The following is a 23,979-nucleotide window of genomic DNA, read 5'->3' as shown; positions in this document are numbered from 1 at the left end:
CTAACCCGATACCGGCCCCGGCCGGGCTCGGCGCCGGTCCAGGCGGATCGCGAGGCCGCTGCCCGGGCCGGCCCGCGAGCTAGGCTCGGAGGCATGTTCGAAGACCTCGATTTCCCGGTGATCGCGGCGCCGATGGCGGGCGGTCCCACCACACCCGAGCTGGTCGCCGCGGTCACGGCGGCCGGCGGCTTCGGGTTCCTCGCCGCGGGATACCTCACGGCGGAGACGCTGGAAGCCAAGATCGCCCACACGACGCAGCTGACGGGCGGGCGATTCGGCGTCAACCTGTTCGTGCCGGGCGGCCGTTCGGCGGCGGACCTCACGGCGCACCGCGAGCGGCTCCTGACCGAGGCACGGCGCTACGGCGTCGAGCCGGGGGAGCCGCGCTGGGACGACGACGAGTACCCGGCCAAGCTCGACCTGGTGGTGGCGCGGCGGGTTCCCGTGGTGTCGTTCACCTTCGGGGCGCCGACGTCGGCGGAGGTGGACCGGGTGCACGAGGCCGGCGGCCGGGTCGCGGTCACCGTGACCAGCCCGCACGAGGCCGACCTCGCGGCCGCCCGCGGCGCGGATGCGTTGGTGGTGCAGGGTTTCGAGGCGGGCGGGCACCGCGGCCTGTTCACCGACGACGCGACCGGCCCGGCGGGCGGTGAGCAGTACGGCCTGCTCGCGCTGCTGCGGCTGATCGGTGCGCGCACCAGCCTCCCGCTGATCGCGACGGGCGGGCTGGTGCACGGCGCCGACGTCGCGGCCGTGCTCGCCGCCGGAGCGTCCGCCGCGCAACTGGGCACGGTGTTCCTGCGAGCGGACGAGGCCGGGACGGCGGCCCCGTACCGTCGTGTGCTGGCCGCGGCGGACCGGGCGACGGCGTTCACGCGCGCGTTCAGCGGCCGCCCCGCGCGGGGTTTGGTGAACCGCGTGCTGAATGACCTGTCCGCCCACGCGCCGGCCGCGTACCCGCAGCTGCACCACCTGAGCAAGCCGATCCGCGCGGCCGCGGCCAAGGCCGGTGACCCCGAAGCGATGTCGCTGTGGGCCGGCCAGACCTACCCGCTGACCACAGAGGGCCCGGCGGCCTCGATCATCGAACGCCTCCGCGGCGAAGCCCGCACCGCCGCGAAACGGCTCGACCGCCTCCGCTGATCCCACCGCAACGAGCCCGGCCTGCCCTCCTGCGGTCGGGGCTATTGCCACGCGCGGGCCCGGCCACCTCCGGGCCTGACCACGTCCGGGCCGACCACCTCCGAGCTGGGCAGCGAGGGGCTGGTCACCGTGGGGCGACGCCGGCCTGCGCTGCCCAGCAAGAGGGCGGGGCAGCGGGGGTCGACCACCGCCGGGCTGGGCAGAGAGGGACTGGTCACCGTGGGGCGAGGCCGGGTTGGCCTGCTGGTTCGGTCGCCGCTGGGTCGGCCAAATCCGAGCCGATCAGCGCTGGGCTGGCAGCGGCGGGCCGATCAGCGCTCGGGTGTGCTGTGCTGGGCAGCGAGGAGGCCGGGCTGCGCTGGGTGATGCGGGGGCCGGGCTGCGCTGGGTGATGCGGGGGCCGGGCTGCGCTGGGCGATGCGGGGGCCGGGCTGCGCTGGGCGATACGGGGGCCGGGCTGCGCTGGCCAGCAAGAGGTCTGGGCAGCGGGGGTCGACCACCGCGGGGCTGGGCAGCGAGGGACTGGTCACCGTTGGGTAGCGCCGGGCCGGGGGGCGCGGTGCAGGGCTGGTCACCGTTGGGCGAGGCCGGATCCGCCAGGATCGTGCCGATCACCGCTTGGCGCGGACGTGAAACGGCCGCCCCCGGAGATCCGAGGGCGGCCCGTTCCAAGAGGTCAGTCCGAAGTGGACTCCGTTTCCGGCGAAGCCGGCCGGTTGAGCAGTGAGTGGCGGCGGCTGTAGCCGAAGTAGATGGCCATGCCGATGACGAACCAGATGGCGAAGCGGAGCCAGGTTTGCCATTGGAGGAAGGTGATCAGCCAGAGTGAGAACACGACGCCGATGATCGGCACGACGGGCATGCCCGGGGTTTTGAAGGTGCGGGGCAGTTCGGGGCGCTTGTAGCGGAGCACGACCACGGCGATGCAGACCACCACGAAGGCGAGCAGGATGCCGATGTTGGTCAGTTCCGCGGCTTCCTCGATGGGCAGCACCCCGGCGATCACCGCGGACGCGATGCCCAGGACCCAGGTCATCCGGTGCGGTACCTGGCGGGTGCGGTGGGTGCCGGAGAACCATTTGGGCAGCAGGCCGTCGCGGCTCATCGAGTAGCCGACGCGGGTGGCGCCCATGAGGAAGGTGAACAGCACGGTCAGGATGCCGATGATGGCGCCGACCGCGATGACCGCGCCCAGCCAGCCGAGGCCGACGGAGGCGAACGCGCTGGAGAACGCGCTCTCCGGGTCGATGTCCTTGAAGTTCACCATGCCCGTGAGGACCAGGCAGGCCAGCACGTAGAGCACCATCGAGATCGCCAGCGAGTACAGGATCGCCTTCGGCATGTGCTTCTGGGAGTCCTTCGACTCCTCGGCCGCGGTGGACATCGCGTCATAGCCGAACACCGCGAAGAACACCGTCGCGGCGCCGGTGAACGCGCCACTGAGGCCGAAGGGGAAGAAGTTGCTGTAGTTGCCGGTCTTGATGTGGAACGCGCCGACCACGATCACCAGCACCACCAGCGCGACCTTCAGGTACACCAGCAGCGTCTCGAACCGGGCGGCGTTTTTCATGCCCTGGTTGAGCACGAACGCGATGATCAGGCACAGCAGCACCGCGAACAGGTTCACCTTGTACGAGCCGGACGCGACCCCCGAGGGTTCCGTCCCCGGTGCGCCGGACATCCAGGCCGGCAGCGAGACGTGCAGGAAACCGAGCAGGTCGTTGAAGTAGCCCGAGATCCCGATCGCCACCACCGACACGATCGCGGTGTACTCCAGCAGCAGGTCCCAGCCGATGAACCAGCCGACGATCTCGCCGAGCACCGCATAACCGTAGGTGTACGCCGAACCCGCGCGTGGGATCAGCCCGGCGAACTCGGCGTAGGAGAACGCCGCCGCCGCGCTCGCGATGCCCGCGATCAGGAACGAGATCAGCACCGCGGGCCCGGCGGTCTTGTTCGCCACCGCACCGGCCAGCGAGAAGATCCCGGCGCCGATGATGCCGCCCACGCCGATCGCCGTCAGCTGACGCAGCCCCAGCGTCCGTTGCAGACCGGTGTCCCCGGTTCCCTCGATCGTCTCGATCGGTTTGCGCCGGAATATCCCGGAGCCTGTGCCCAGCATGCGGGGAGCGGACATCGGTGTCTCCTCATACGGTTGTGAAGAGAGCCCGGGTCAACGGGCTCTGGCAGGGCACCGTACTAGGCGCTGTCCTCTATGTCATCGATGCCCGTTCGACAGGGCGCAGACACGGCGCCGATGCTGCCCGTTCAGCCCGCGGCGGTGTCCTCGCTCGCGACCTCGGAGACGCTGTCCTTCCCGCCCGCCACGCGGATCGCGCCGGCCGCGAAGAACGTGAGCAGCTCCGCGATCTCCGGCGGGTCGTCCAGCTGCGGGCAGTGGCCCCAGTCCTCGCGCACCAGCAGCCGGCTGTGCGGGACCAGCGTGTGCAGCTGGCGCCCGGACGCCGACGTCACCAGCTTGTCCTTGCCGCAGGCGACCACGAGCAACGGCGCGTGGACCTGGTCGAGCTGGTAGGCGTCGGCCAGTTCGGTGACGAGCTGACGCGCCTCTTCGAGCCGGCTGGTGGTGGCGCGGTAGTCCGGGAAGAGCGTGGTGAAGCGCCGGACCTGGCTGACGTCGGCCGCGGCCGCGTCGGCGTACAGCAGCCGCGGGACGACCTGCTCGGCCACCGCGCGGACCACGAAACCCGGCACGGGCACGGGCAGCGCGGAGAACAGGCGCAGCGGCAACGGGTTGCGCGCGACCGTGCGGACCAGCCAAGAGTCGACGAACCCGGGGGCGGCGATCGAGACGACGCCGGCGATGGGGAGCCGCGGGTTCTGCGCCGCCCGCAGGCTCATCGTGCCGCCGAGGGAGTTGCCCGCGAGCACCACCGGGCCGAGCACGGCCTGTTCGCGGACCACCGCGGCGGTGAAGGCGTCGAGCTGGGGCAGCATCGGGCCGGGACGCAGCGGCTGCGCGTCGCCGAAGCCGGGCAGGTCCACCGCGATCGCGGCGACGCCCGCGGCGGCGAATTCGGCCAGCACGGGACGCCAGGTGTCGGCGCTGTCGCAGTAGCCGTGCAGCAGGACGAGCCGCGGCGCGCGTGGCTTCTCGGCCGCGCGTTTGCGGATGCGCTTGGGCGCCTCGGCTTCGGCCACGGGCGGGCCCACCTCGAGCACGCGGGTGCGCACCCCGGCGAAACGCCGGAAGGAGACCCGGATCGGGTCCGGTTCGCTGCTGGGCCGGCCGCCGCGGGCAGCGGGTGCGGGCCGCTTCGTCGCGGTCATATCTACAGGTTAACCGCCGAAGGTCGACTTCTGGTGGAACTTCGGGGGTAACAAGCCGATTGCGAACTCGGGGTGTTGACGGGTCACGAAACGTCGCGTAAAAGGGCCCTGGCCTGGGCCGTCCGGGAAGGATCGGTCCAGACCAGGGCCGTGTCGGTCACTCAGCGCGTGAAGACGATCTTGCCCGCGGTCTCCCCGTCGAGCATCGCGCGGAACCCCTCGGCCGCGTCCTCGAAGGCCGGCTCGCTGCCGATCTGGGGCTTGATGCCCTTCAGGTCGAGGTAGCTGAGCAGGTCCGCCAGCTCGTCGCGGGTGCCCATGGTGGAGCCGGCGATGCGCAGCTGGAGGAAGAACACCCGCTGCAGGTCCGCCGACGGGTCCGGCCCGCTAGTGGAGCCCGAAACGACGACGATGCCGCCCGGCTTCAGCGACTTGAGCGTGTGCGCCCAGGTGGCCTTGCCGACGGTCTCGAACACCGCGTCGACCCGCTCCGGCAGCCGCGCGCCGGTCTCGAACGTCCGGTGCGCGCCGACGGTCTCGGCCAGCGCGCGCTTCTCCTCGCTGCGGCCGGTGACCCAGACGCGGAACCCGGCGGCGCGGCCGAGCGCGATCAGCGCCGTCGACACCCCGCCGGAGGCGCCCTGCACCAGCATCGTCTGGCCGGGGCGGAGCCCGGACTTCACGAACAGCATCCGGTACGCCGTGAGCCACGCGGTGCCCATGGTGGCGGCCTCGGCGAAGCTCAGCCCGGCCGGCTTCGGCACGACGTTGCGGGCCGGCACGATCACCTGGTCGGCGAAAGTGCCCTGGTGCTTCTCGGTGAGCAGCGTGCGCTTCGGGTCCAGGGTGTCGTCGCCCTGCCAGCCGGGGGCGTTCACCACGGCGTGGATGACGACCTCGGAGCCGTCGTCGAGGGTCCCGGCGCCGTCGCAGCCGAGGATCATCGGGAACTGCTCCGGCTTGATCCCGACCCCGCGCAGCGTCCACAGGTCGTGCATGTTGAGGCTCGCGGCTTTGACGTGCACCCGGACCCAGCCTTCGGGCACCTCGGGTTCCGGCCGTTCGCCGACGACGAGCGAGTCGAGCGGGGAATCGGCGTTGGGTTCCTTCGCGTAAACGGCGAACATGCCTGCAACGTACCGCCCCTGGGCGCGCCCGCGCAGCACACCGCGCGTAGGCTCACATTCGTGGTGAACGGGCTGGCCGACTGGTGGGACGGGGTCGAGCTGTGGCTCGCCCAGGCCTGGTTCCCGGTGCAGTTCGTGCTGGTCATGGTCGTGGTGGTGCCGCTGTGCCTGCTCGCGGCCTGGGCCATCGACAAGCTGGTGGGACGGTTGTCGCACTGGTTCGGCCCGGCCCGCGACGACGACGGCCACTCCTCTTAAGCTGGCACACCATGGTCAACCGTAGGCGGATCACCGCCGCACTCGTCGGTCTCCTCGTGCTCGTGTTCGGGGGCTGGCTGGTCAAGGACGCCGTCGACGGGTCCTCTTCCTCATCGGCGCCGGCCCCGGCCGGCTCGGTCAGCGGTGGCGCGGCCGGGGCGAAGCCGGCAGGCGCCGACTCCGGCCTGCGGGTCGAGGCGCTGTCCGCGCTGCCCTCGCAGGCGCGCGACACCTGGAAGCTGATCCAGTCCGGTGGGCCGTTCCCGTATCCGCGCAACGACGACGTCGTCTTCGAGAATCGCGAGAAAGTGTTGCCGCGCAAGCAGTCCGGCTATTACCACGAGTACACCGTGAAGACCCCGAACAGCCCGGACCGCGGCCCGCGGCGGCTCGTCACGGGCCAGGCGAAGGAGCTGTTCTACACCGGCGACCACTACGCGTCGTTCGTCGTCGTGGACCCGAGCCGATGACCGCGGGCAGCGAGGCGAAGGCCGCCGCGGACGACGCCTTCGCGCGAGGCGCCTACCCGCATTACGTCGACGGGAGCCGCACGCTCGACAAGCCGGGCACGCTGGCCGCGATCGCCGAGGCGATGTCCTTTCCGGACTACTTCGGGCGCAATCTCGACGCGTTGTACGACATGCTCACCGACCTCTCGTGGCTGCCCGCCGGGGAACACGTGCTGATCTGGACCGGGTCCGAGGGGCTGCGGGGGGCGGAGCCCAAGACGTACCTGGCGATCCGGAGCGTGCTGTCGGACGCGCAACGGGCGCTGGGGCCCGACGCCGGGATGCCCGGCGCCCGTCGGCTGACCGTGGTGCTGACGGATTCCTGACGGCTCATTCGCCGGCGGGCACCCAGTCCGGCTTGCGTTTCTGGGCGAAGGCCAGGATTCCTTCCTGTCCTTCCGCGCTGGCGAAGAAGCCCGCCGACAGCTCGTTCATCGCGGCGAAGCCGTCGCCGGGAGTGGCCGGGCGGGGCCGGCTGAGCAGTGTTTTGGTGGCGGCCAACGCCTTTGGGCCGCCCAGAGTGAGGGACTTCAGATAGGACGCGGCCTTCGCGTCCAGCTCTTCGGCCGGGACGGCGGCGTTGAGCAGGCCGATCTCCACCGCGCGCCGGGCGTCGAACACCTCGCCGGTGAGGAACAGCTCGTGCGCGGCGCGCGGGTTCAGGCGCGGCAGCACGGTCAGCGAGATGACGGCCGGGACCACGCCGATCCGCACCTCCGAGAAGGCGAACGTCGCCTCGGTCGCGGCGACCGCGATGTCACACGCGGCGACCATGCCGATGCCGCCCGCGCGCGCCGGCCCGGCCAGGCACGCGACAACCGGCTTCGGGCTGGTCCACAGCTGGTCCAGGATCTTCGGGAACTCGTTGACGCCCTGGTCGCCCGCCCCCGCGCCGCGCGCCTCTTTGAGGTCCATGCCGGCGCAGAAGACCGGGCCGGTGTGGGTCAGCAGCACCACGCGCACGGCGTCGTCGTCGCGGGCCTTCTCCAGCGAGGCGCCCAGCTCGCGGCGAAGCTGCGCGGACAGCGCGTTGCGGTTGTGCGGGGAGTCGAGGGTGATCGTGGCGGTGCCGCCCACCACGTCGTAGTGCACCAGTTCGTCAGCCATGCGATCACCCTCGCATATCCGCGCGGGCGGTCCGGTGTGACGTGCGTCAGGCCGGCACGTGGCGGTGTGCCGCCTCGTAGCGGCGCAGCACGGCGGCGGCGACGCGGGGCTCCGTCCCGAGCGGGGCGGCGAGGTAGACACCCCGATCGGCTTCACGGGCCAGCGCGGCGACGCGGTCGGGCAGCAGCCCGGGGGCCAGGAACCACGAGGCGACCGCGATCCGCTCGACCCCGCGGGCCCGCAGCCGCTCGACGGCGGCCGGGACGTCCGGCTGGGCCGCGCTGGCGAAGGCCTCGGTCACGGGGATGCCCAGCCGGGCCTCCCACCGCGCGGCCAGGTCCGCGACGGCCGCGTTCGCACCCGTGTTCGACGAGCCGACGGCGCTCACCACCAGGCCGCTGCCCGGTCCGCCGAGGCCCGCGCCGGCCAGCCGGTCGAGTGCGACCTCCTCCAGCACCGGGTCGACGCCCAGCACGTCGGACACCCGCACGTCGAAGCCCGGGCAGTCCGCCTGGACCTCGGCGACCAGCGCGGGCAGGTCCACTCGCGCGTGGAAGGCGCTGCCGAGCAGCAGCGGTACCACTACGGCCGAGCGGTGGCCCTGCTCGTACAGCCGCCGCAGCACGTCCGTGACCCGCGGCTCGGAAAGGTCCAAAAAGGACTCGTACACCCCGGCGCCCGGTGCCTGCTCGCGGACCCGCTCCACGAGCCCCCGCACGGTCGCCGCCGAACGGGGGTCGCGGCTGCCGTGCGCGACGGGCACCAGGGGGGCGGTCACCGGAACCGTTCGCCGATCAGGCCGGCGGCGAGGGTGTCGCCGTCCTTCGGGTCGATCACCAGGAACGCCCCCGTGCGCGGGCTGTCGGTGTAGTCGTCGACGCCGAGCGACTCGGCCAGCCGCAGCTCCACGAGGCCGATGTCGTTCAGCGCCAGCGAGTCCGGCGAGTCCACACTGGACAAGGTCTGCTCGTCGAAGCGGGCGGTCAGCTCCTCGACGATCGCCTGCACGGTGCGCGTGCCGTGTTTCACCAGCACCCGCGCGCCCGCCTTGAGCGGCTTCGCCGACAGCCAGCACAGCGTGGCGGCCAGCTCGTCGGTAACGCGCGGCGGCCGGTCGGCCGTGGCGATCAGGTCGCCGCGGGAGATGTCGAGGTCGTCGGCGAGCAGCAGGGTGACCGAGGTGCCCGCACCCGCTTCGGCCAGTGGCCCGTCGGCGGTGTCGATTCCCTCCACGCGAGTGCGGAGTCCTTGCGGGAGAACGACTATCTCGTCGCCGGGCCGCACGGTGCCCGCGGCGATCTGCCCGGCGTACCCGCGGTAGTCCGGGTATTCGGCGGTGCGCGGCCGGATCACGTATTGCACCGGGAAGCGGAACGCGGCCTCGTGCGGGTCCGGCGCGACCGGCACGTTTTCCAGGTGCTCCAGCAGCGTCGGACCGGTGTACCACGGGGTCCGCCCGGACTTCGTGGCCACGTTGTCGCCCTGCAGCGCGGAGACGGGGATGGTGGTCACGGAGCCGGTCCGGTAGCCGAGTGATTCGGCGTGGGCGGCGAATTCCTTGGCGATGACGGCGAAAGTGGCCTCGTCGTAGTCGACGAGGTCGATCTTGTTGACCGCGAGCACCAGCTGCGGGACGCCCAGCAGCGCGAGCACGGCGGCGTGGCGGCGGGTCTGCTCGATGACGCCCTTGCGCGCGTCGACCAGCAGCACGGCGAGCTGCGCGGTGGAGGCGCCGGTCACGGTGTTGCGGGTGTACTGGACGTGGCCCGGGGTGTCGGCCAGCACGAACGAGCGCTTCGGCGTCGCGAAATAGCGGTACGCCACGTCGATGGTGATGCCCTGCTCGCGCTCCGAGCGCAGCCCGTCGACCAGCAGGGAGAGGTCCGGGGTGGACAGTCCTTTGTCGACGGACGCGCGGGTGACGGCGTCCAGCTGGTCGGCGAGCACCGACTTGGTGTCGTACAGGAGCCGTCCGACGAGCGTGGACTTGCCGTCGTCGACACTGCCGGCGGTGGCGAGCCGCAGGAGGCTGGACATCAGAAGTAGCCCTCTCGTTTACGGTCTTCCATGGCTGCTTCGGACATCCGGTCGTCGGCGCGCGTGGCGCCGCGCTCGGTGAGGCGGGACGCGGAGACCTCCGCGATCACGTCGGCGACCGTGGCCGCGGTGGACTCGATGGCGCCGGTGCAGGAGCCGTCGCCGACCGTGCGGTAGCGGACGGTGAGGTCGTGGACCGCTTCGCCGTCGCGGGGCCCGCCCCAGGGTCCTTCGGTGAGCCACATGCCGTCGCGCTGGTAGACCGGGCGCTGGTGGGCGTAGTAGATCGAGGGCAGCTCGACGTTCTCGCGCGCGATGTAGTTCCAGACGTCGGCCTCGGTCCAGTTGGACAGCGGGAAGACGCGGACCTGCTCGCCGGGGCGGTGGCGGCCGTTGTAGAGGTTCCACAACTCGGGGCGCTGGCGGCGCGGCTCCCACTGGCCGAAGGAGTTGCGCAGGCTGAAGATGCGCTCCTTGGCGCGGGCCCGCTCCTCGTCGCGGCGCCCGCCCCCGAACACGGCGTCGAACTTGTTGCCCGAAATGGTGTCCAGCAACGGCGTGGTCTGCAGCGGGTTGCGCAGGCCGTCGGCGCGCTCTTCGAGGCGGCCGTCGTCGATCCAGTCCTGGACCTTCGCCACGACCAGGCGCAGATTGTGCTTCTCCACCACCCGGTCCCGGAAGTCGAGCACCTCGTCGAAGTTGTGCCCGGTGTCGACGTGCAGCAGCGGGAACGGCACCGGCGCGGGCCAGAACGCCTTGATCGCCAGGTGCAGCAGCAGGGTCGAGTCCTTGCCGCCGGAGAACAGGATCACCGGGCGGTCGAACTCGCCCGCGACCTCGCGGAAGATGTGGATGGCCTCGGACTCCAGCGCCGCCAGATTGTCCTGCGCGGCGTCCACCGCGGGTTCAGCGAGAGTGGTCATGCTTCCTTCTGCCTCCGCCATCAGCCGTGCAGCCCGCATTCGGTTTTCGCCTGGCCGGCCCAGCGGCCGCTGCGCGGGTCCTGCCCCGGCGCGACCTTCGCGGTGCACGGCGCGCAGCCGATGGACAGGTAGCCGACCGAGACCAGCGGGTTCTCCAGGATGCCGTGCTCGCGGATGTAGCCGGCGAACTCCTCGTCGGTCCACGGCGCGATCGGGTTGATCTTGACCAGGCCGTTGCGCTCGTCCCAGGTGACGATCGGGGTGTTCGCGCGGGTCGGGGCGTCGACGCGGCGGACGCCGGTGACCCACGCGGAGTAGCCGGCGAGGGTTTTGCGCAGCGGCACCACTTTCCGCAGGTTGCAGCACAGCGTCGGGTCGCGGTCGTGCAGCTTCGCGCCGTACTCCGCGTCCTGCTCGGCGACGCTCTGCTCGGCCTGGGCGTTGACGATCGTCACGTCCGGGTACACGGTCTGCACCGCGTCACGGGTGCCGATGGTCTCCGCGAAGTGGTAGCCGGTCTCCAGGAACAGCACGTCCACATCGGACTTGACCTTGGTGGCCAGGTCGATCAGCACCGCGTCCTGCATGTTGGACGCCACGATGAAGTCGTCGCCGAAGGTCTCGGCCGTCCAGCGCAGGGCTTCCTCCGCCGTGGCCTCGGCCAGCTCTTTCGACGCTCGTTCGGCCAGGGTCCGGTAATCCGCTGTGGCGGTCATCCGTGCGACACCTCCGGTAGGGACAGTCCGTGGAACTTCACCGAGAACGTCCGGCGGCAGCCGGTGCACAGCCAGCCGCCGCTCTCCTCGGGACGCAGGTCCTCATCGCCGCAGAACGGGCAGTAGTACGGCACCGCCCGTTCGGTCGAGGTCACTGCAGCACGCTTTCTTCGGCCCGCGCGACCCACTGCGCGAACCGCTCTCCGCTTTCGCGGCCGTCGATGTACGCGCGGACCACCCGCTCGACGTACGCGGTCAGCTCGGTCGTGGTGACCTTGTGGCCGCGCAGCTTCCGGCCGAACCCGGCGTCGAGGCCGAGGCCGCCGCCGAGGTGCACCTGGAAGCCCTCGACCTGCCGGCCCTCGCCGTCGGTGACGATCTGGCCCTTGAGCCCGATGTCCGCGGTCTGGATCCGGGCGCAGGAGTTGGGGCAGCCGTTGAGGTGCACGCTCACCGGGGTGTCGAGGTCGCCCTGGATGTCGGCCAGGCGGGTTTCCAGCTCGGCCACCAGCGCCTGCGCGCGGGCCTTCGTCTCGACGATCGCGAGCTTGCAGAACTCCAGGCCGGTGCACGCCATCACGCTGCGCCGCCAGGGCGAGGGCCGGGTGTGCAGGCCCAGCTCGGCCAGCTCGGCTTCCAGCGCGGGCACCTCGGGCTCGGGCACGTCGAGGACCACGAGCTTCTGCTGCGGCGTCAGCCGGACGCGCTCGGAGCCCGCGCGCTCGGCGGCCTTGGCCACGGCCAGCAGCGTCTCGCCGTTGACCCGGCCGGCGACCGGCGCGGCGCCCACGTAGAACCGGCCGTCGACCTGCTTGTGCACGCCGACGTGGTCGATCGGGGCGGGCGGCACCTCGGGCGCGGGGCCGTCGACGAGCTTGCGCTTGAGGTACTCGGATTCGAGCACTTCGCGGAACTTCTGGGCGCCCCAGTCCTTGACCAGGAACTTGATCCGGGCCCGCGCGCGCAGCCGCCGGTAGCCGTAGTCGCGGAAGACGCTGATCACGCCCTCCCACACGTCGGGCACCTCGTCGCGCGGCACCCAGGCGCCGAGCCGCTGCCCGATCATCGGGTTGGTGGACAGGCCGCCGCCGACCCACAGGTCGAAGCCGGGGCCGTGCTCGGGGTGGTCGACGCCGACGAACGCGATGTCGTGGATCTCGTGCGCCACGTCCGCCTGGCCGGAGATCGCGGTCTTGAACTTGCGCGGCAGGTTCGAGTAGCGCGGGTCGCCGATGAAGCGGCGCTTGATCTCCTCGATCGCCGGGGTGCCGTCGATCACCTCGTCCTCGGCGATGCCGGCGACGGGGGAGCCGAGGATCACGCGCGGGCTGTCGCCGCACGCCTCCATCGTCGTCATCCCGGCGTTCTCGAGCTTCTGCCAGATCGCCGGCACGTCCTCGATCCGGATCCAGTGGTACTGGATGTTCTGCCGGTCGGTGATGTCGGCGGTGCCGCGTGCGTGCGTCTGCGAGATCTCGGCCAGCACGGCGAGCTGCTGCGTGGTGAGCATGCCGCCGTCGAGCCGGACGCGGAGCATGAAATAGCGGTCGTCCAGCTCCTCGGGCTCCAGCGTGGCGGTTCGGCCGCCGTCGATGCCGGGCTTGCGCTGGGTGTAGAGGCCGAACCAGCGGAACCGGCCGCGCAGGTCACCGGGGTCGATCGAGTCGAAGCCGCGGTGGGCGTAGACGTTCTCGATGCGCGCGCGGGCGTTGAGCGGGTTGTCGTCCTTCTTCGAGCGCTCGTTCGGGTTCAGCGGTTCCCGGTAGCCGAGCGCCCACTGGCCCTCGCCGCGCTTCTGCCGGGCACGGGGGGCGCGGCCGGGCGCGGGGGTTTCACGCGTGGGTGAGGCCATTTGGGGGTCCTCCGGGAGGCGGTCGTGGCACCGGGGCCACCGCGACGCCCGGGGGAGTTTCCGGCGGGCAGGCTGGTTCGCGGCGGGTCCGGCGCCGGCGGTCCAGTGTGGTGGGCTGGTCGGGCGTCGGGAGTCAGCGGACCGGCCGGCAGAGCGCGCTCGCGACGCGCACAAGGTCGACGTGGCGGCGCGCCACGAGCAGGACACCGGCAGGACTCACAGGCCTGAGGGTGCCACGCGTCCACAATGTGGTCCAGGCTTGCCCGGATGGTGGGAGAGGGCTCACTGTGAGGGGACAATGCGGTGCGGTGGGGCGGTACAAGCGCGCTTCGCCGCCGAGTCCCTGTGCCGGGCCCGGCGGGAGCCGGTGGACAATGGACGTCGTGCCCGTGACCAGCCAGACCACCGAACCCACCGCCACCGGACTGCCCGAGAGCGCCCTCGACGGGCTGGGGACCCGGCCGTTCGGGGTCTACGTGCACGTGCCGTTCTGCGCCACCCGCTGCGGCTACTGCGATTTCAACACCTACACCGCCGGTGAGCTGGGCTCGGGCGCGTCGCCGCGGTCGTGGCTGGACGGGTTGCGCCGTGAGCTGGAGCTGGCCGCCCGGGTGCTGCAGGCGCCGCCCGCCGCGGAGACCGTGTTCGTCGGCGGCGGGACGCCCTCGCTGCTCGGCGCGGACGGGCTGGGCGAGGTGCTCGAGATCGTCCGCGGGGCGTTCGGGCTGGCGCCCGGCGCCGAGGTGACCACCGAGTCCAACCCCGAGTCGACGTCGCCGGAGTTCTTCGCCGGGATCCGCGAGGCCGGGTACACCCGGGTGTCGCTCGGCATGCAGTCCGCGGCGCAGCACGTGCTGCAGGTGCTCGACCGCGTCCACACGCCGGGACGGCCGGTGGACGCCGCGCGCGAGGCGCGGGCCGCGGGCTTCGAGCACGTGAACCTCGACGTGATCTACGGCACTCCCGGCGAGCGCACGGAGGACCTGCGGGCGTCGCTGGACGCCGTGCTCGCCGCGGGGGTCGACCACGTGTCGGCGTACGCGCTGATCGTCGAGGAGGGCACCGCGCTGGCCCGGCGCGTCCGGCGCGGCGAGCTGCCCGCCCCGGACGACGACGTGCTGGCCGCCGACTACGAGCTGATCGACGCCACCCTCGCCGCGGCGGGCCTGGGCTGGTACGAGGTTTCGAACTGGGCGTCTTCGGAAGCCGCGCGCTGCCGGCACAACCTCGGCTACTGGCAGGGCGGCGACTGGTGGGGCGCGGGCCCCGGCGCGCACAGCCACGTCGGCGGCGTGCGCTGGTGGAACGTCAAGCACCCGGCGCGGTACGCGGCCCAGCTCGCCGCGGGCGAAAGCCCCGAAGCGGGCCGTGAGCTGCTCACGGGCGAAGACCGCCACCTGGAGCGGATCATGCTCGAACTCCGTGTCGCGGAAGGGCTCCCGCTGTCGGCTCTCGACGCCGCCGGGGTGGCCGAGGCACGCGCCGCCGCCGCGGAAGGGCTGCTGGACGAGTCCGCTTTGGACAGTCCGGGCCGGGCCGTGCTGACCGATCGCGGACGGCTGCTCGCCGACGGCGTCGTGCGTCGCCTGGCCGGCTGAACCGGCGGGAATCACGCGGAAATTTTCGCTTCGCGGGCATAAACCGGGCCGATGGTTGGTTGATGCAAGTGTCCACGAGCGAGGGAGTCGCGCATGCCGCAGGCGGTCAGGTACAGCGAACACGGCGGGATCGACGTGCTGCGGGTGGAAGAAGTGCCCCGCCCCCAACCCGGACCCCGCCAGGTGCTCGTCGAGGTCAGAGCCGCCGGCATCAACCCCGGCGAGGCCATGATCCGGCGCGGCGCGTTCGCCGGGCGGTGGCCGTCGGACTTCCCGTCCGGGCAGGGCAGTGACCTGGCCGGTGTGGTCGTCGAGCTGGGCTCCGAGGTCGAAGAAATCGAGGTGGGCGACGAGGTCGTCGGCTTCGTCAACAGCCGCTCCAGCCACGCCGAGTACGTCGTGGCCGAGGCCGCGGACCTGGTTCCCAAGCCCAGTGGCGTCTCCTGGGAGGCGGCCGGCGCGCTGTTCGTCGCCGGTACCACTGCGTACGCCGCGGTTCGCGCCGTCTGCGTCCGCGAAGGCGACACCGTGGTGGTTTCGGGCGCCGCGGGCGGCGTCGGCGCGCTGACGGTGCAGCTGGCGAAGCTCACCGGCGCGACCGTCGTCGGCCTCGCGAGCGAAGCGAACCACGCGTGGCTGCGTGAGCAGGACGTGATCCCGGTGGCCTACGGCGAAGGCGTCGAGGAGCGGATCCGCGTGGCCACGAGCGGAAAAGTGGACTCCTTCATCGACAACTTCGGCGACGGTTACGTCGAGCTGGCGCTGCGGCTGGGTGTCTACACGGGACGGATCAACACCGTGATCGACTTCGCCGCCGCCGAGACGTACAGCGTGAAGTCCGAGGGCAACACCGAGGCCGCGTCCGCCGAGGTCATGCGCGACCTCGTCGCGCTGGTCGACAAGGGCCTGCTCGAGGTCCCGATCGCCGCCGTCTACCCGCTCGCGCAGGTGCAGGACGCCTTCCGCGAGCTGGAGGAGCGCCACACCCGCGGCAAGATCGTGCTCAAGCCCTGACCAGGGTCCTCAGCCCGGCCACGAACATCTCCAGGGCGAATTCGAAGCGGGGCTCGCTCGTCTCGGCGTTGAAGAACTCCCCGGAGCGAAGCAGATTCGGGAAGGCGCCGGCGGGCAGCGACCGCATGTACTCGTCCATCTGACGGCTGCGTCCGGCGACTTCGGCCTGGTCGAAGTCGCCGAACGTCCAGCTGCTCGCCTCGTACGCGTGCGCTTTCGCGTACAGGCTGAGCGCGTCACCCGCGAACATCGCCTGCTCCAGGCTCAGCCCGCCCGCGCGCAGCAGCACCAGCATCGCCTCGGCCTGCCGCAGCGCGTTCGGCGTGACCGGCACCGGTGTGTTCCACGCGACCCGCGCGATGCCGGGGTACGCCATCATCGCGCGTACCTGAAGCCGCACCTGGTCCTTCACCTGCTCGTCCCACCGCTCGGCGTCCGGCGCCGGCAGCGGCACGTCGCCCAGCGCCGCGTCGAGCATCAGCTCGTCCAGCTCCTCTTTGCTGGACACGTACGCGTACAGCGAGGCCGGGCCCGTTTCCAGCCGCTGCGCGACTTTCCGCATCGTCACGGCCTCGATGCCCTCGGCGGCCAGGATCTCCAGCGCCGTCTTCACCACCAGCTCCTGGGAGAGCAGGGGCTTCGCGGCGCGCCGCCGCGGGCTGGGGGTTCGGCGCCAGGGCGGGGGCGGGACGGTCATGCCGCTCAGCCTAGACGCGCGCGGTCCTTGACGCGAACGACGTTCGTGAGTACAACTGAACTTAACGAACCGCGTTCGCTAAGGAGAGAAACCATGACTGACCGTGAAGAAGTCCTCGCCGTCCTCGGCCGCCTCAACGACGCCTGGAATGCCGGCGACGCCGCCGCGTACGGCCGGCTCTTCACCGAAGACGCCGACTACGTGACGTTCTTCGGCATGCAGTTCCCGGGCCGGGAGTTGATCGAGAGTTCGCACCGCGCGCTGTTCGAGGGCCCGCTGCGGGGTTCCAAGCTCGTCAACGGTTACGGCGAGGCGCGGGTCCGCTTCCCCTCGAAGGACGTCGCGATCGTCGTCTCCGGCGGCGGTTCCTCGCTGTCCGGCGGCGACGTCGTCGAGGAGGGCCGGGAAGTGACGGTGACCTTCGTGCTCGTGCGCGGTGACGAAGGCTGGCTGATCACGGCGTTCCAGAACACCCGCGTGTCCGATCCGCGCGCGGCGTGAGAACGATCGTGGAGGTCTCCGGCGTCGTCGCGACCACGGCGCCGGAGGCCTTCGCCGGGATCGAGCGGTGGCTGAAGGAGCACTCGGCGCCTGCCGAAGCGGACCGGGAACGGCGAACGCTCGTGTCGCAGGGCGGCTGGTGGTACCGCGGGGAGTACCACGTCACGGCCGACCCGGCGGGCGCGCGCGTGACCCACCGGGTGCTCAACGCCGCCGAGGGCCAGTGGTGGGCAGTGCTGCCGGCCAACCGGTTCCTGATCGGCTTCCGGCCCCGCGTCCGGGCCGGCTTCGCCGCGCTACTGGCCGAGCTGGATCAAGGGATCGCCTAGTACTGCAACGGCGGTTAAGCAAGTGGGTAACCGCGGCGTTTGTAGTGGCTGAGACGGGCTTGATGTTGTCGTCGGCGGCGGAAGCGGGACCAGGCCCAGACGTGATCGGCGGCGTCGGTGACACGCAGGACCAGCCTGGTGAGCAGGCGCCGTATCTCCGGTAGCGTAAATCCGATCATGCCCGGCTCGTCGGCACCAGTTCCCCTTTTATAGCAAGGGAACGAGAGACCGCGAGCCAGGCGTGAGCGAGCATCGACAAGGTGATGTGGGCATACCACGCCCGCCAGGACCGGACCTGGTACTGGTCGAGGCCGGCTTCGTTCTTGGCCTGCTGGAAACACTCCTCGATCCGCCACCGTGTCCCGGCGACCCAGGCCAGGTCCAGCAGCGTCGAGCGCCGCGGTCCGTAGCAGACGTAGTAAGCGACCTCCGTCGGATCCGAGAGTGAACGGCGGGCGAGCAGCCAATGCCCGCGCCCAGGCTGCCAGCCGATCCGGATCGGCACCCGCGCCCAGTCGTACTCGCGGGGCCCGTGCGCGCCGGCCCCGACCGACAACCGCCGCCACGCCCGGGCGGGCAGGCCGGCGATCAGCTCGTCGGCTCGGGCTTCGCGACCGCCGGTGGTGACCAGGGTGTCGTTGACCTTGGTGGCCAGCACGTGTGCGGCATCGTGGGCTTCCAGCCACAACCGCAGGTATTTGACCTGCCCGTACGCCTCATCAGCGGTGACCCACCCGAACGGCACCCCCGCCTCAAACGCCCGCGCCAGCATCGCCATCGCTTGGCGCGGCTTGGTCTCGAACTCTGTGCCCTCCGAGATTCCCGCCCGCCGACACCGAGCGGGATCGGCGATCCACGGCTCGGGCAGATACAGCTCACGGTCGATCAGCGCATGCCCACGAGGAGACGCATAGGCCAGGAACGTCCCGATCTGGCAATTTTCGATCCGGCCGGCGGTTCCTGAGTACTGCCGCTGCACCCCGGCCGAGCGCGTGCCCTTCTTCAGGAAGCCCGTGTCGTCCACGATCAGCACGCCACCCGGCTCGCCGAGGTGCTCGACGACGTAGTCGCGAACGTCATCGCGGACACCGTCGATATCCCAGTCCGCCCAGCGCAGCAGCCGCTGCATCCCATCCGGCGAAACTTCACCGGCCTGCTCGGCCAGCGTCCACCCGTTTTTCCGCTCCAACCCCGCGACCAGCCCAGACACGTACTCCCGCGCACGGGCCCGCGGTTCCGACCGCGCGAACCGGCCACCGATCCGCTCATGCACCCGGTCCAGCTGCTCCATCACCACATCAACCACCACAACGATGATCTACCACACGCACACCAACTGCCGTTGCAGTACTAGGCCGCGTCCTGTAAGTGGTTGGGTTGTGCGTCCGGTAGTCGTGTGGGCCGAGGACGGCACCTGGGATCGGATCCTAAAAGAGCTCAGGGGTCCCAGGGCGGGCTGAGTGCCGAGTTCCACCTCGCTGCCGACCGGCGTGGCTTGCCGATGCTGTTCCTGCTCACGCCTGGTCAGTGATCGCGGACAGGGCCTGCTCTCATCCCTCGGCCCGCCGTGCCAGACGAGACTGGCGGATCAGGTGGGCTGTCTGCCACCAGGCCGAACTCGCCATCGCGGCCATCGTCCTCTGGCTCCGATGGCTTACCGGACAGCCCCTAGGCGGAACGGGTGACAGGCGCGTACGGTGGAACCCAGATTAGGTAACCCTTACTGAATGGGTGGTTTTCGATGGCCGATGCTCCGGCGCGCAAGGGGAGGCCGGCGGTGCGGCTCCAGGTCCTCCGCAAGGAAAGTCTCAGCCCGCACATGATCCGCATCGTCGCGGGCGGCGAAGGCCTGCGGGACTTTTCGCCGAACGAGTTCACCGACGCGTACGTGAAGGTCATCTTCAAGGTGCCCGGGGTCGAGTACCCGGAGCCGTTCGACCTGCAGCGGATCCGCGCCGAGCTGCCGCGCGAGCACGCGCCGCGGCAGCGCACCTACACCGTCCGCTCCTACGACGAGGCGGCCGGCGAGCTGGTGATCGACTTCGTCGTGCACGGGGACGAGGGGCTGGCCGGGCCGTGGGCGATGCGCGCCGAGCCCGGTGACGAGCTGCTGTTCGGCGGTCCCGGCGGCGGTTACGCGCCGCGTGCCGACGCGGGCTGGCACCTGCTGGTCGGCGACGAGGCCGCGTTGCCGGCCATCGCGGCGGCGCTCGAGGCCATGCCCGCCGGCGTGCCCGCGCACGTTTTCCTGCTCGTGGCGGACGCCGGTGAGGAGCAGCCGCTCGTCACGAAGGCGGACGCGCAGATCACCTGGCTGCACCGGGCGGACGGCGGTGACCTCACCGCGGCGGTGAAGGCGCTGCCGTGGCGCGAAGGCGAAGTGCAGGCGTTTGTCCACGGGGAGGCCGGTTTCGTCCGGGAGCTGCGCCGGTACCTGCTCGACGAGCGCGCCGTTTCGCGGGGCTCGCTGTCGCTGTCCGGATACTGGCGCGAGGGCAAGAACGACGAGGCCTGGCGCGAGGAGAAGGCGGCCGAACGGGCGCGCGAATCAGCGTAACCTCGCCGCATGGCGACTGAGGTGAAGGTGGACATCGACCCGGCCGAGGCCGGGTTCGACAGTGGACGGCTGCAGCGCATCGACCGGCATTTCGCCCGGTATGTCGACGATGGGCTGCTGCCCGGCTACCTCGCGGTGGTGAGCAGGCACGGGCGGATCGTGCACGTCGCGTCGCACGGCAGCCGCGACGTCGAGGCGGGCGCGCCGGTGGAGCCCGAACGGTCTGGCGCATCTTCTCGATGACGAAGCCGATCACCTCGGTCGCCGCGATGACGTTCGTCGAAGAGGGCCTGATCGACCTCACCGACCCGATTTCCCAGTGGCTGCCGGAATTCGCGACGCCGCGGGTCTACGTCAAGGGCTCGGCGCTGGCCCCGGTCACGGAGCCGGCGACCGAGCCGATCCGGCTGTGGCACCTGCTCACGCACACCTCCGGGCTGACCTACGGCTTCCACCACACGCACCCGGTCGACGCGATCTACCGGGCGGCGGGGCACGAGTGGGGCACGCCGAAGGGGCTGGACCTCGCCGCGTGCTGCCGCCAGTGGGCGGAATTCCCGCTGGTGTTCCAGCCCGGCAGCGAGTGGAACTACTCGGTGTCCAGCGACGTGCTGGGCCGGCTCGTCGAGGTGCTGGCCGGGAAGCCGCTGGACGAGGTGCTGGCGGAGCGGGTCTTCGGCCCGCTCGGCATGACCGACACCGGTTTCTGGACCCCGGACACCGACCGGCTCGCCGCGTTGTACCTGCCGGAGCCGGGAACCAAGCGGGCCGTGCGCAACGACGTTTTCGGCAAACTCGGCACCGCCCGCCCGGAGTTCCTCGGCGGTGGCGGCGGCCTCGTCTCGACCGCGGGCGACTACCACCGTTTCACGCAGATGCTGCTGCGCGGCGGCGAACTCGACGGCGCGCGGGTGCTCGGCCCGCGCACGGTGGAGCTGATGACGAGCAACCACCTGCCCGGGCACGTGGACCTCGAGGCCTACGGCCGGCCGCTGTTCGCCGAGATGCCGTTCAACGGATTCGGCTTCGGGCTGGGCTTTTCGGTGCTGGAGGACCCGGTGAAGGCGAAGACGCTCTCCAGCGCGGGCGAGTACGCCTGGGGCGGCGCGGCGTCCACCGCGTTCTGGGTGGACCCCGACGAGGACCTCACCGCGGCGTTTTACACGCAGCTGCTGCCGTCGAGCACCCACCCGATCCGGCAGCAGCTGCGTCAGCTGGTCTACCAGGCGCTGGTCGGCTGAGCCCGCCGGTTCAGCCGAACGACTGACCCCGCGTACGTCCATTGAGGACGTACGCGGGGCTCGTTCAGGCGACCGGCGGGGTCGGCCGGTTGGGCGTCAGGGCGATTTCGCCGCGCAGCATCCGGCCGCCGTCGCCGGTGAGCCGGAGGTAGTAGTCGGAGCTGCAGCGCGTGCCGTCCTCGTCGAGGGCCCAGAGGCCGGAGCCCGCGGGGACCATCGAGGAGTCCTCGGCGGTTTTCGCGATCTGGTTGCCCTCGTTGTACTCGTCGAACATCGAGATGTAGATGCCCTGGGCGCCGGCGCGGACCATGTTGTAGAACTGCCGCCACATGAAGTCGCCGTGCACGCGCTGGCGTTCCTGGGTGTCGCCGGGCAGCACGCAGGGCTGGTAGTCGATGCCGTGGGAGTTGCAGTCCGCCTGGTCGCCGACGGTGATGGTGTTGTAGACGTTGTCGGAGTCGCCCGCGTTGCCGATCGCGCCGACCATCCACGGCGAGAGCGCGTTGAACGCGTGGTAGACGTCGGAGAACCCGGTGCGCGTGCCCGAACCGCCGACGCGCCATTCCCGCGGCACGCCGCCGATCACGTAACAGCCCTGGCCCTTGAACCAGTTCACCACGTCGAGGCAGGGGCCGGCGTCCCACGGGTGGTTGCCGTCGTTGAAGCCGAAGCCCCAGACGCAGACGACCGGCTTGCCGTTCTGGCGGGCGTAGGCGCCGGACGCGGTGTGCACCGACATCTTCGAGGTCCAGTCGTCCTTGATCTCCTGCTGCATGTTCGTCCAGCCGGTGACGTCGTACATCACGTAGAACTTCCGCCCGTGCGATTCGGCGGCGCTGCGCACTTTCTGCGCCATCGCGTCGCGGGTCGGGCCCTCGGCGCCGTTGGGGTTGAACCGCTGCAGCGCCGCGGTGTCGATGCCGAACTGCTGCAGCCAGGCGAAATGCGTGTCGACGGTCTGCTGGTCGTAAGAGGAGAACAGGTTCGCGGTCTGCCCGTTGCCGAGGTTCCCGTACGCGGTTTTGTAGGTGTGGTCGTAATCGCGGACGTCGGGCCACGACTTGATCCCGGTGTTGTCCGGCGACGGCGCTTTGCTCGCGTCGTGCGCCCAGTGCCACCAGGCGTTGATCGGCGCGCCGTCGCCGATGCAGGCGAACCAGCCCTGGTAGCCGACGGTGATCTTGCCGACCACGTCACCGGGCGGACTGGCCGCCGACGCGGGCCCGGCGCCCAGCGACGGCAGTGCGGCAGCCGCGGAACCGGCGGCAGCCAGAGACAGGAAAGTACGGCGGGACACGCCCATGACGGGACTCCTCGTCGCGACGATGCGGACAGGACAGCGGCGGCGAGGCGAGACTACGAATCTTTCACACGTTTGTATAGATGGTTGGGACTTTCTGTCGGCTTACCGCAAGCGACGGGAACCGGCGGTGGTGGTTTCCCCCCGGTTGTCCCGTTGCCCTCGGCTTAGGAGGCCTTGGCGTCGACGGGCTGCGCGGCGGGTTCGGCTTGGGGCAGCCCGGTTGAACCACAGCCGCGCGATCGGCTTCCGGTTGTTGTTGTCGAGGAGCACCCCGAAATAGGTCTGGTTGTCCCGCGCGGTGATCCGCGAGGCGGGCACCTCCGCGCAGACGATCGCGCGAATGACCCGGTAACCCTCCAGCTCCTCCTCGGTGTAGGAGTCCGGCGCACCGAGCGCGTTCTTGAGCCGATCGTTGACCTGCTCGTTCAGGAACTGCCGGGTCGCCTTTTCGACGAGCGGCACGAACTGCTCCCGTACGCGCTGGGTGAAGGCGCCTTCAGCTCGCCGGCGGCGCTGATGACCGAGTCGAGGTCGAAGGACTCCTTGGTCAGCTTCGCCAGTTCCGGCACATCCGCGGTGAACTCCGGGATCACCCCGGCGGGGTTGAAGACGTCGTAGCCGAGGACCGTGCTGATGAACGGCATGACGAAGGCATTCTTGGTCGCCTCCTCGGTCTAGATCACGCTCTTGTGCTGGCGGATCTTCAGTGCCAATGCCTGAGCGCGCTCCGCGATGTCCTTGCCTGGGAGCAGATCTGTTCGCAGCCAAGCCGAATTCAAGCCGTCAGCTTGCCGACGATCTGGTTCCCATACGCGCCCAGCGTCGCTTCCCGTTCGTCGTGCATCAAGTACAGGGCGAATTGGTCGACGCCCAGCTCGGCGAGTTCCTGGAGGCGGGCGATGTGAGCGGAAGCGGGCCCCAGCAGGCAGAAGCGGTCCACGATCTCGTCCGGGACGAAATCCGTGGACGGGTTGCCGGCGCGGCCGTGGTGGCGGTAGTCGTAGCCCTCGCGTTCGCGGATGTAGTCGGTCAGCTCGCGGGGGACCGCGCCCGAGGAGCCGTAGCGCGAAACGAGGTCCGCGACGTGGTTGCCGACCATGCCGCCGAACCAGCGCAGCTGCTCACGCTGATGGGCCAGGTCCTCGCCGACGTATGCGGGGGCCGCCACGCAGATCGTGATGCCGCCCGGGTCGCGGCCGGCCGCGCGGGCGGCGTCGCGGACCGCGCCGATGGTCCAGCGGGCGATGGCCGGGTCGGCGCATTGGAGGATGAAGCCGTCGGCGTGCTCGCCGACGGTCTTCAGCGCCTTCGGGCCGTAGCCGGCCATCCACATCTCCAGCCGCCCGCCCCGCACCCACGGGATTCGCACGGCCGTGTCGTTCATCGTGACCTCGCGGCCCTCGGCGAGGTCCTTCACCACCCGCATGCAGTCCCGCACCGTGGCCAATGTGGACGGTGGCTTGCCGACCACCCGGTGCGCCGAGTCGCCCCGGCCGATGCCGCACACGGTGCGGTTGCCGTACATGTCGTTCAGCGTGGCGAAGGTCGACGCCATCACCGACCAGTCCCGCGTGCCCGGCGAAGTCACCATCGGCCCGACCACCAGCGACGAGGTCTCCGCCAGGATCCGCGAGTAGACCACGAACGGCTCCTGCCACAGCACCGCCGAGTCGAACGTCCAGCCGTAGCGGAAACCCTGGTCCTCGGCGGCCTTCATCAGCCGGACGACGTCGGACGCCGGCGGGTCGGTCTGCAGCACGATCCCGAAGTCCACGC

Annotated in this window: 26 protein-coding genes and 1 pseudogene; 10 read left to right on the top strand and 17 right to left on the bottom strand. The window is 70.9% G+C overall.

What is annotated here, in order from left to right; translation table 11 throughout:
• Positions 1-93 precede the first annotated feature (93 nt).
• A complete protein-coding gene (locus tag BMY97_RS22815; protein ID WP_091619363.1) occupies positions 94-1,143 on the top strand; it encodes an NAD(P)H-dependent flavin oxidoreductase in 1,050 nt (349 codons plus the stop codon).
• 676 nt (positions 1,144-1,819) lie between these two features.
• Here the strand turns inward: BMY97_RS22815 and BMY97_RS22810 are convergent.
• The 3 genes from BMY97_RS22810 to BMY97_RS22800 form a co-directional block, all read right to left on the bottom strand.
• A complete protein-coding gene (locus BMY97_RS22810; protein WP_091619361.1) occupies positions 1,820-3,280 on the bottom strand; it encodes an amino acid permease in 1,461 nt (486 codons plus the stop codon).
• 131 nt (positions 3,281-3,411) lie between these two features.
• Complete coding sequence (locus BMY97_RS22805; protein WP_091619359.1) at positions 3,412-4,434, bottom strand: alpha/beta fold hydrolase; 1,023 nt, start codon at positions 4,432-4,434, stop codon at positions 3,412-3,414.
• Positions 4,435-4,595: 161 nt separating this feature from the next.
• Positions 4,596-5,561 carry a zinc-binding dehydrogenase gene (locus BMY97_RS22800; RefSeq protein ID WP_091619357.1) on the bottom strand — a complete coding sequence of 322 codons (966 nt, stop codon included), beginning with the start codon at positions 5,559-5,561 and terminating at the stop codon, positions 4,596-4,598.
• 60 nt (positions 5,562-5,621) lie between these two features.
• Here BMY97_RS22800 and BMY97_RS22795 point away from each other — a divergent pair, with 60 nt between their 5' ends.
• Genes BMY97_RS22795 through BMY97_RS22785 form a run of 3 tightly spaced genes read left to right on the top strand, consistent with a single transcriptional unit; the run spans position 5,622 to position 6,654 of the window.
• On the top strand, positions 5,622-5,819 hold the full coding sequence (locus BMY97_RS22795) for a hypothetical protein (protein WP_091619355.1): 198 nt from the start codon (positions 5,622-5,624) through the stop codon (positions 5,817-5,819).
• Positions 5,820-5,830: 11 nt separating this feature from the next.
• On the top strand, positions 5,831-6,289 hold the full coding sequence (locus tag BMY97_RS22790) for a guanyl-specific ribonuclease (protein ID WP_091619352.1): 459 nt from the start codon (positions 5,831-5,833) through the stop codon (positions 6,287-6,289).
• Positions 6,286-6,654, top strand: a complete 369-nt coding sequence (locus tag BMY97_RS22785; RefSeq protein ID WP_091619350.1) for a barstar family protein — start codon at positions 6,286-6,288, stop codon at positions 6,652-6,654. Before BMY97_RS22790 ends, BMY97_RS22785 begins: the two co-directional genes overlap by 4 nt.
• 4 nt (positions 6,655-6,658) lie before the next feature.
• Here the strand turns inward: BMY97_RS22785 and BMY97_RS22780 are convergent, their stop codons facing one another.
• From BMY97_RS22780 to BMY97_RS49605, 8 genes are all read right to left on the bottom strand, one after another.
• The gene (locus BMY97_RS22780; RefSeq protein WP_091619348.1) at positions 6,659-7,435 is read right to left on the bottom strand and encodes an enoyl-CoA hydratase-related protein; all 777 of its coding nucleotides are present in this window, start codon (positions 7,433-7,435) and stop codon (positions 6,659-6,661) included.
• A gap of 46 nt (positions 7,436-7,481) precedes the next feature.
• Positions 7,482-8,213: a sirohydrochlorin chelatase gene (locus tag BMY97_RS22775; RefSeq protein WP_091619346.1), complete on the bottom strand. Its 732-nt coding sequence runs from the start codon at positions 8,211-8,213 to the stop codon at positions 7,482-7,484.
• Positions 8,210-9,472, bottom strand: coding sequence for a sulfate adenylyltransferase subunit 1 (locus BMY97_RS22770; protein WP_091619344.1), 1,263 nt, complete (start codon positions 9,470-9,472; stop codon positions 8,210-8,212). Before BMY97_RS22770 ends, BMY97_RS22775 begins: the two co-directional genes overlap by 4 nt.
• Positions 9,472-10,395 (bottom strand): sulfate adenylyltransferase subunit CysD, encoded by a 924-nt coding sequence (gene cysD / locus BMY97_RS22765; protein WP_091619342.1) that lies wholly within the window; start codon positions 10,393-10,395, stop codon positions 9,472-9,474. The genes BMY97_RS22770 and cysD overlap by 1 nt, the downstream gene beginning before the upstream one ends.
• A 20-nt stretch (positions 10,396-10,415) precedes the next feature.
• Positions 10,416-11,111, bottom strand: a complete 696-nt coding sequence (locus BMY97_RS22760) for a phosphoadenylyl-sulfate reductase (RefSeq protein WP_091619340.1) — start codon at positions 11,109-11,111, stop codon at positions 10,416-10,418.
• Positions 11,108-11,266 (bottom strand): eL43 family ribosomal protein, encoded by a 159-nt coding sequence (locus tag BMY97_RS22755; protein WP_091619338.1) that lies wholly within the window; start codon positions 11,264-11,266, stop codon positions 11,108-11,110. The genes BMY97_RS22760 and BMY97_RS22755 overlap by 4 nt, the downstream gene beginning before the upstream one ends.
• Positions 11,263-12,963 carry a nitrite/sulfite reductase gene (locus BMY97_RS22750; protein WP_091619336.1) on the bottom strand — a complete coding sequence of 567 codons (1,701 nt, stop codon included), beginning with the start codon at positions 12,961-12,963 and terminating at the stop codon, positions 11,263-11,265. The genes BMY97_RS22755 and BMY97_RS22750 overlap by 4 nt, the downstream gene beginning before the upstream one ends.
• Before the next feature lie 133 nt (positions 12,964-13,096).
• Positions 13,097-13,183: a putative leader peptide gene (locus BMY97_RS49605; RefSeq protein ID WP_369805942.1), complete on the bottom strand. Its 87-nt coding sequence runs from the start codon at positions 13,181-13,183 to the stop codon at positions 13,097-13,099.
• A 154-nt stretch (positions 13,184-13,337) separates the two neighbouring features.
• Between BMY97_RS49605 and hemW the strand changes: the two genes are divergently transcribed.
• Positions 13,338-14,561, top strand: a complete 1,224-nt coding sequence (gene hemW / locus BMY97_RS22745; protein ID WP_091619334.1) for a radical SAM family heme chaperone HemW — start codon at positions 13,338-13,340, stop codon at positions 14,559-14,561.
• 93 nt (positions 14,562-14,654) lie between these two features.
• Positions 14,655-15,575 carry an NADP-dependent oxidoreductase gene (locus BMY97_RS22740; protein ID WP_091619332.1) on the top strand — a complete coding sequence of 307 codons (921 nt, stop codon included), beginning with the start codon at positions 14,655-14,657 and terminating at the stop codon, positions 15,573-15,575.
• Here the strand turns inward: BMY97_RS22740 and BMY97_RS22735 are convergent.
• Entirely contained in the window at positions 15,565-16,272 is a 708-nt protein-coding gene (locus BMY97_RS22735; RefSeq protein ID WP_091619330.1) for a TetR/AcrR family transcriptional regulator, read from the bottom strand. The two genes, BMY97_RS22740 and BMY97_RS22735, sit on opposite strands and share 11 nt — an antisense overlap.
• Positions 16,273-16,365: 93 nt before the next feature.
• On the opposite strand from BMY97_RS22735, the gene BMY97_RS22730 reads away from it, so the two are divergent.
• Positions 16,366-16,773, top strand: a complete 408-nt coding sequence (locus BMY97_RS22730) for an SgcJ/EcaC family oxidoreductase (protein WP_091619328.1) — start codon at positions 16,366-16,368, stop codon at positions 16,771-16,773.
• Positions 16,770-17,102 (top strand): hypothetical protein, encoded by a 333-nt coding sequence (locus tag BMY97_RS22725; RefSeq protein ID WP_091619326.1) that lies wholly within the window; start codon positions 16,770-16,772, stop codon positions 17,100-17,102. The genes BMY97_RS22730 and BMY97_RS22725 overlap by 4 nt, the downstream gene beginning before the upstream one ends.
• 175 nt (positions 17,103-17,277) lie before the next feature.
• Here BMY97_RS22725 and BMY97_RS22720 read toward each other — a convergent pair whose 3' ends face one another.
• On the bottom strand, positions 17,278-18,411 hold the full coding sequence (locus BMY97_RS22720; protein WP_091619324.1) for an IS701 family transposase: 1,134 nt from the start codon (positions 18,409-18,411) through the stop codon (positions 17,278-17,280).
• A 432-nt stretch (positions 18,412-18,843) separates the two neighbouring features.
• Here BMY97_RS22720 and BMY97_RS22715 point away from each other — a divergent pair, with 432 nt between their 5' ends.
• Positions 18,844-19,659 (top strand): siderophore-interacting protein, encoded by an 816-nt coding sequence (locus tag BMY97_RS22715; protein ID WP_091619322.1) that lies wholly within the window; start codon positions 18,844-18,846, stop codon positions 19,657-19,659.
• A 9-nt stretch (positions 19,660-19,668) separates the two neighbouring features.
• Positions 19,669-20,900 (top strand): annotated as a pseudogene (locus BMY97_RS22710) (serine hydrolase domain-containing protein).
• Positions 20,901-20,964: 64 nt separating this feature from the next.
• On the opposite strand, the gene BMY97_RS22705 reads toward BMY97_RS22710, so the two are convergent.
• From BMY97_RS22705 to BMY97_RS22695, 4 genes are all read right to left on the bottom strand, one after another.
• On the bottom strand, positions 20,965-22,203 hold the full coding sequence (locus tag BMY97_RS22705; protein WP_091619320.1) for a glycoside hydrolase family 99 protein: 1,239 nt from the start codon (positions 22,201-22,203) through the stop codon (positions 20,965-20,967).
• A gap of 102 nt (positions 22,204-22,305) precedes the next feature.
• A complete protein-coding gene (locus tag BMY97_RS48525) occupies positions 22,306-22,665 on the bottom strand; it encodes a hypothetical protein (RefSeq protein WP_245787440.1) in 360 nt (119 codons plus the stop codon).
• Complete coding sequence (locus tag BMY97_RS48520; RefSeq protein WP_245787439.1) at positions 22,629-22,847, bottom strand: hypothetical protein; 219 nt, start codon at positions 22,845-22,847, stop codon at positions 22,629-22,631. Before BMY97_RS48520 ends, BMY97_RS48525 begins: the two co-directional genes overlap by 37 nt.
• A gap of 131 nt (positions 22,848-22,978) precedes the next feature.
• A complete protein-coding gene (locus tag BMY97_RS22695) occupies positions 22,979-23,977 on the bottom strand; it encodes a TIGR03842 family LLM class F420-dependent oxidoreductase (protein WP_091619318.1) in 999 nt (332 codons plus the stop codon).
• Positions 23,978-23,979 lie beyond the last annotated feature (2 nt).

It is taken from the genome of Amycolatopsis saalfeldensis, assembly GCF_900110575.1.
GTDB classification, from domain to species: Bacteria; Actinomycetota; Actinomycetes; order Mycobacteriales; family Pseudonocardiaceae; genus Amycolatopsis; species Amycolatopsis saalfeldensis.
This window is presented reverse-complemented; position numbering and strand designations above follow the sequence as displayed.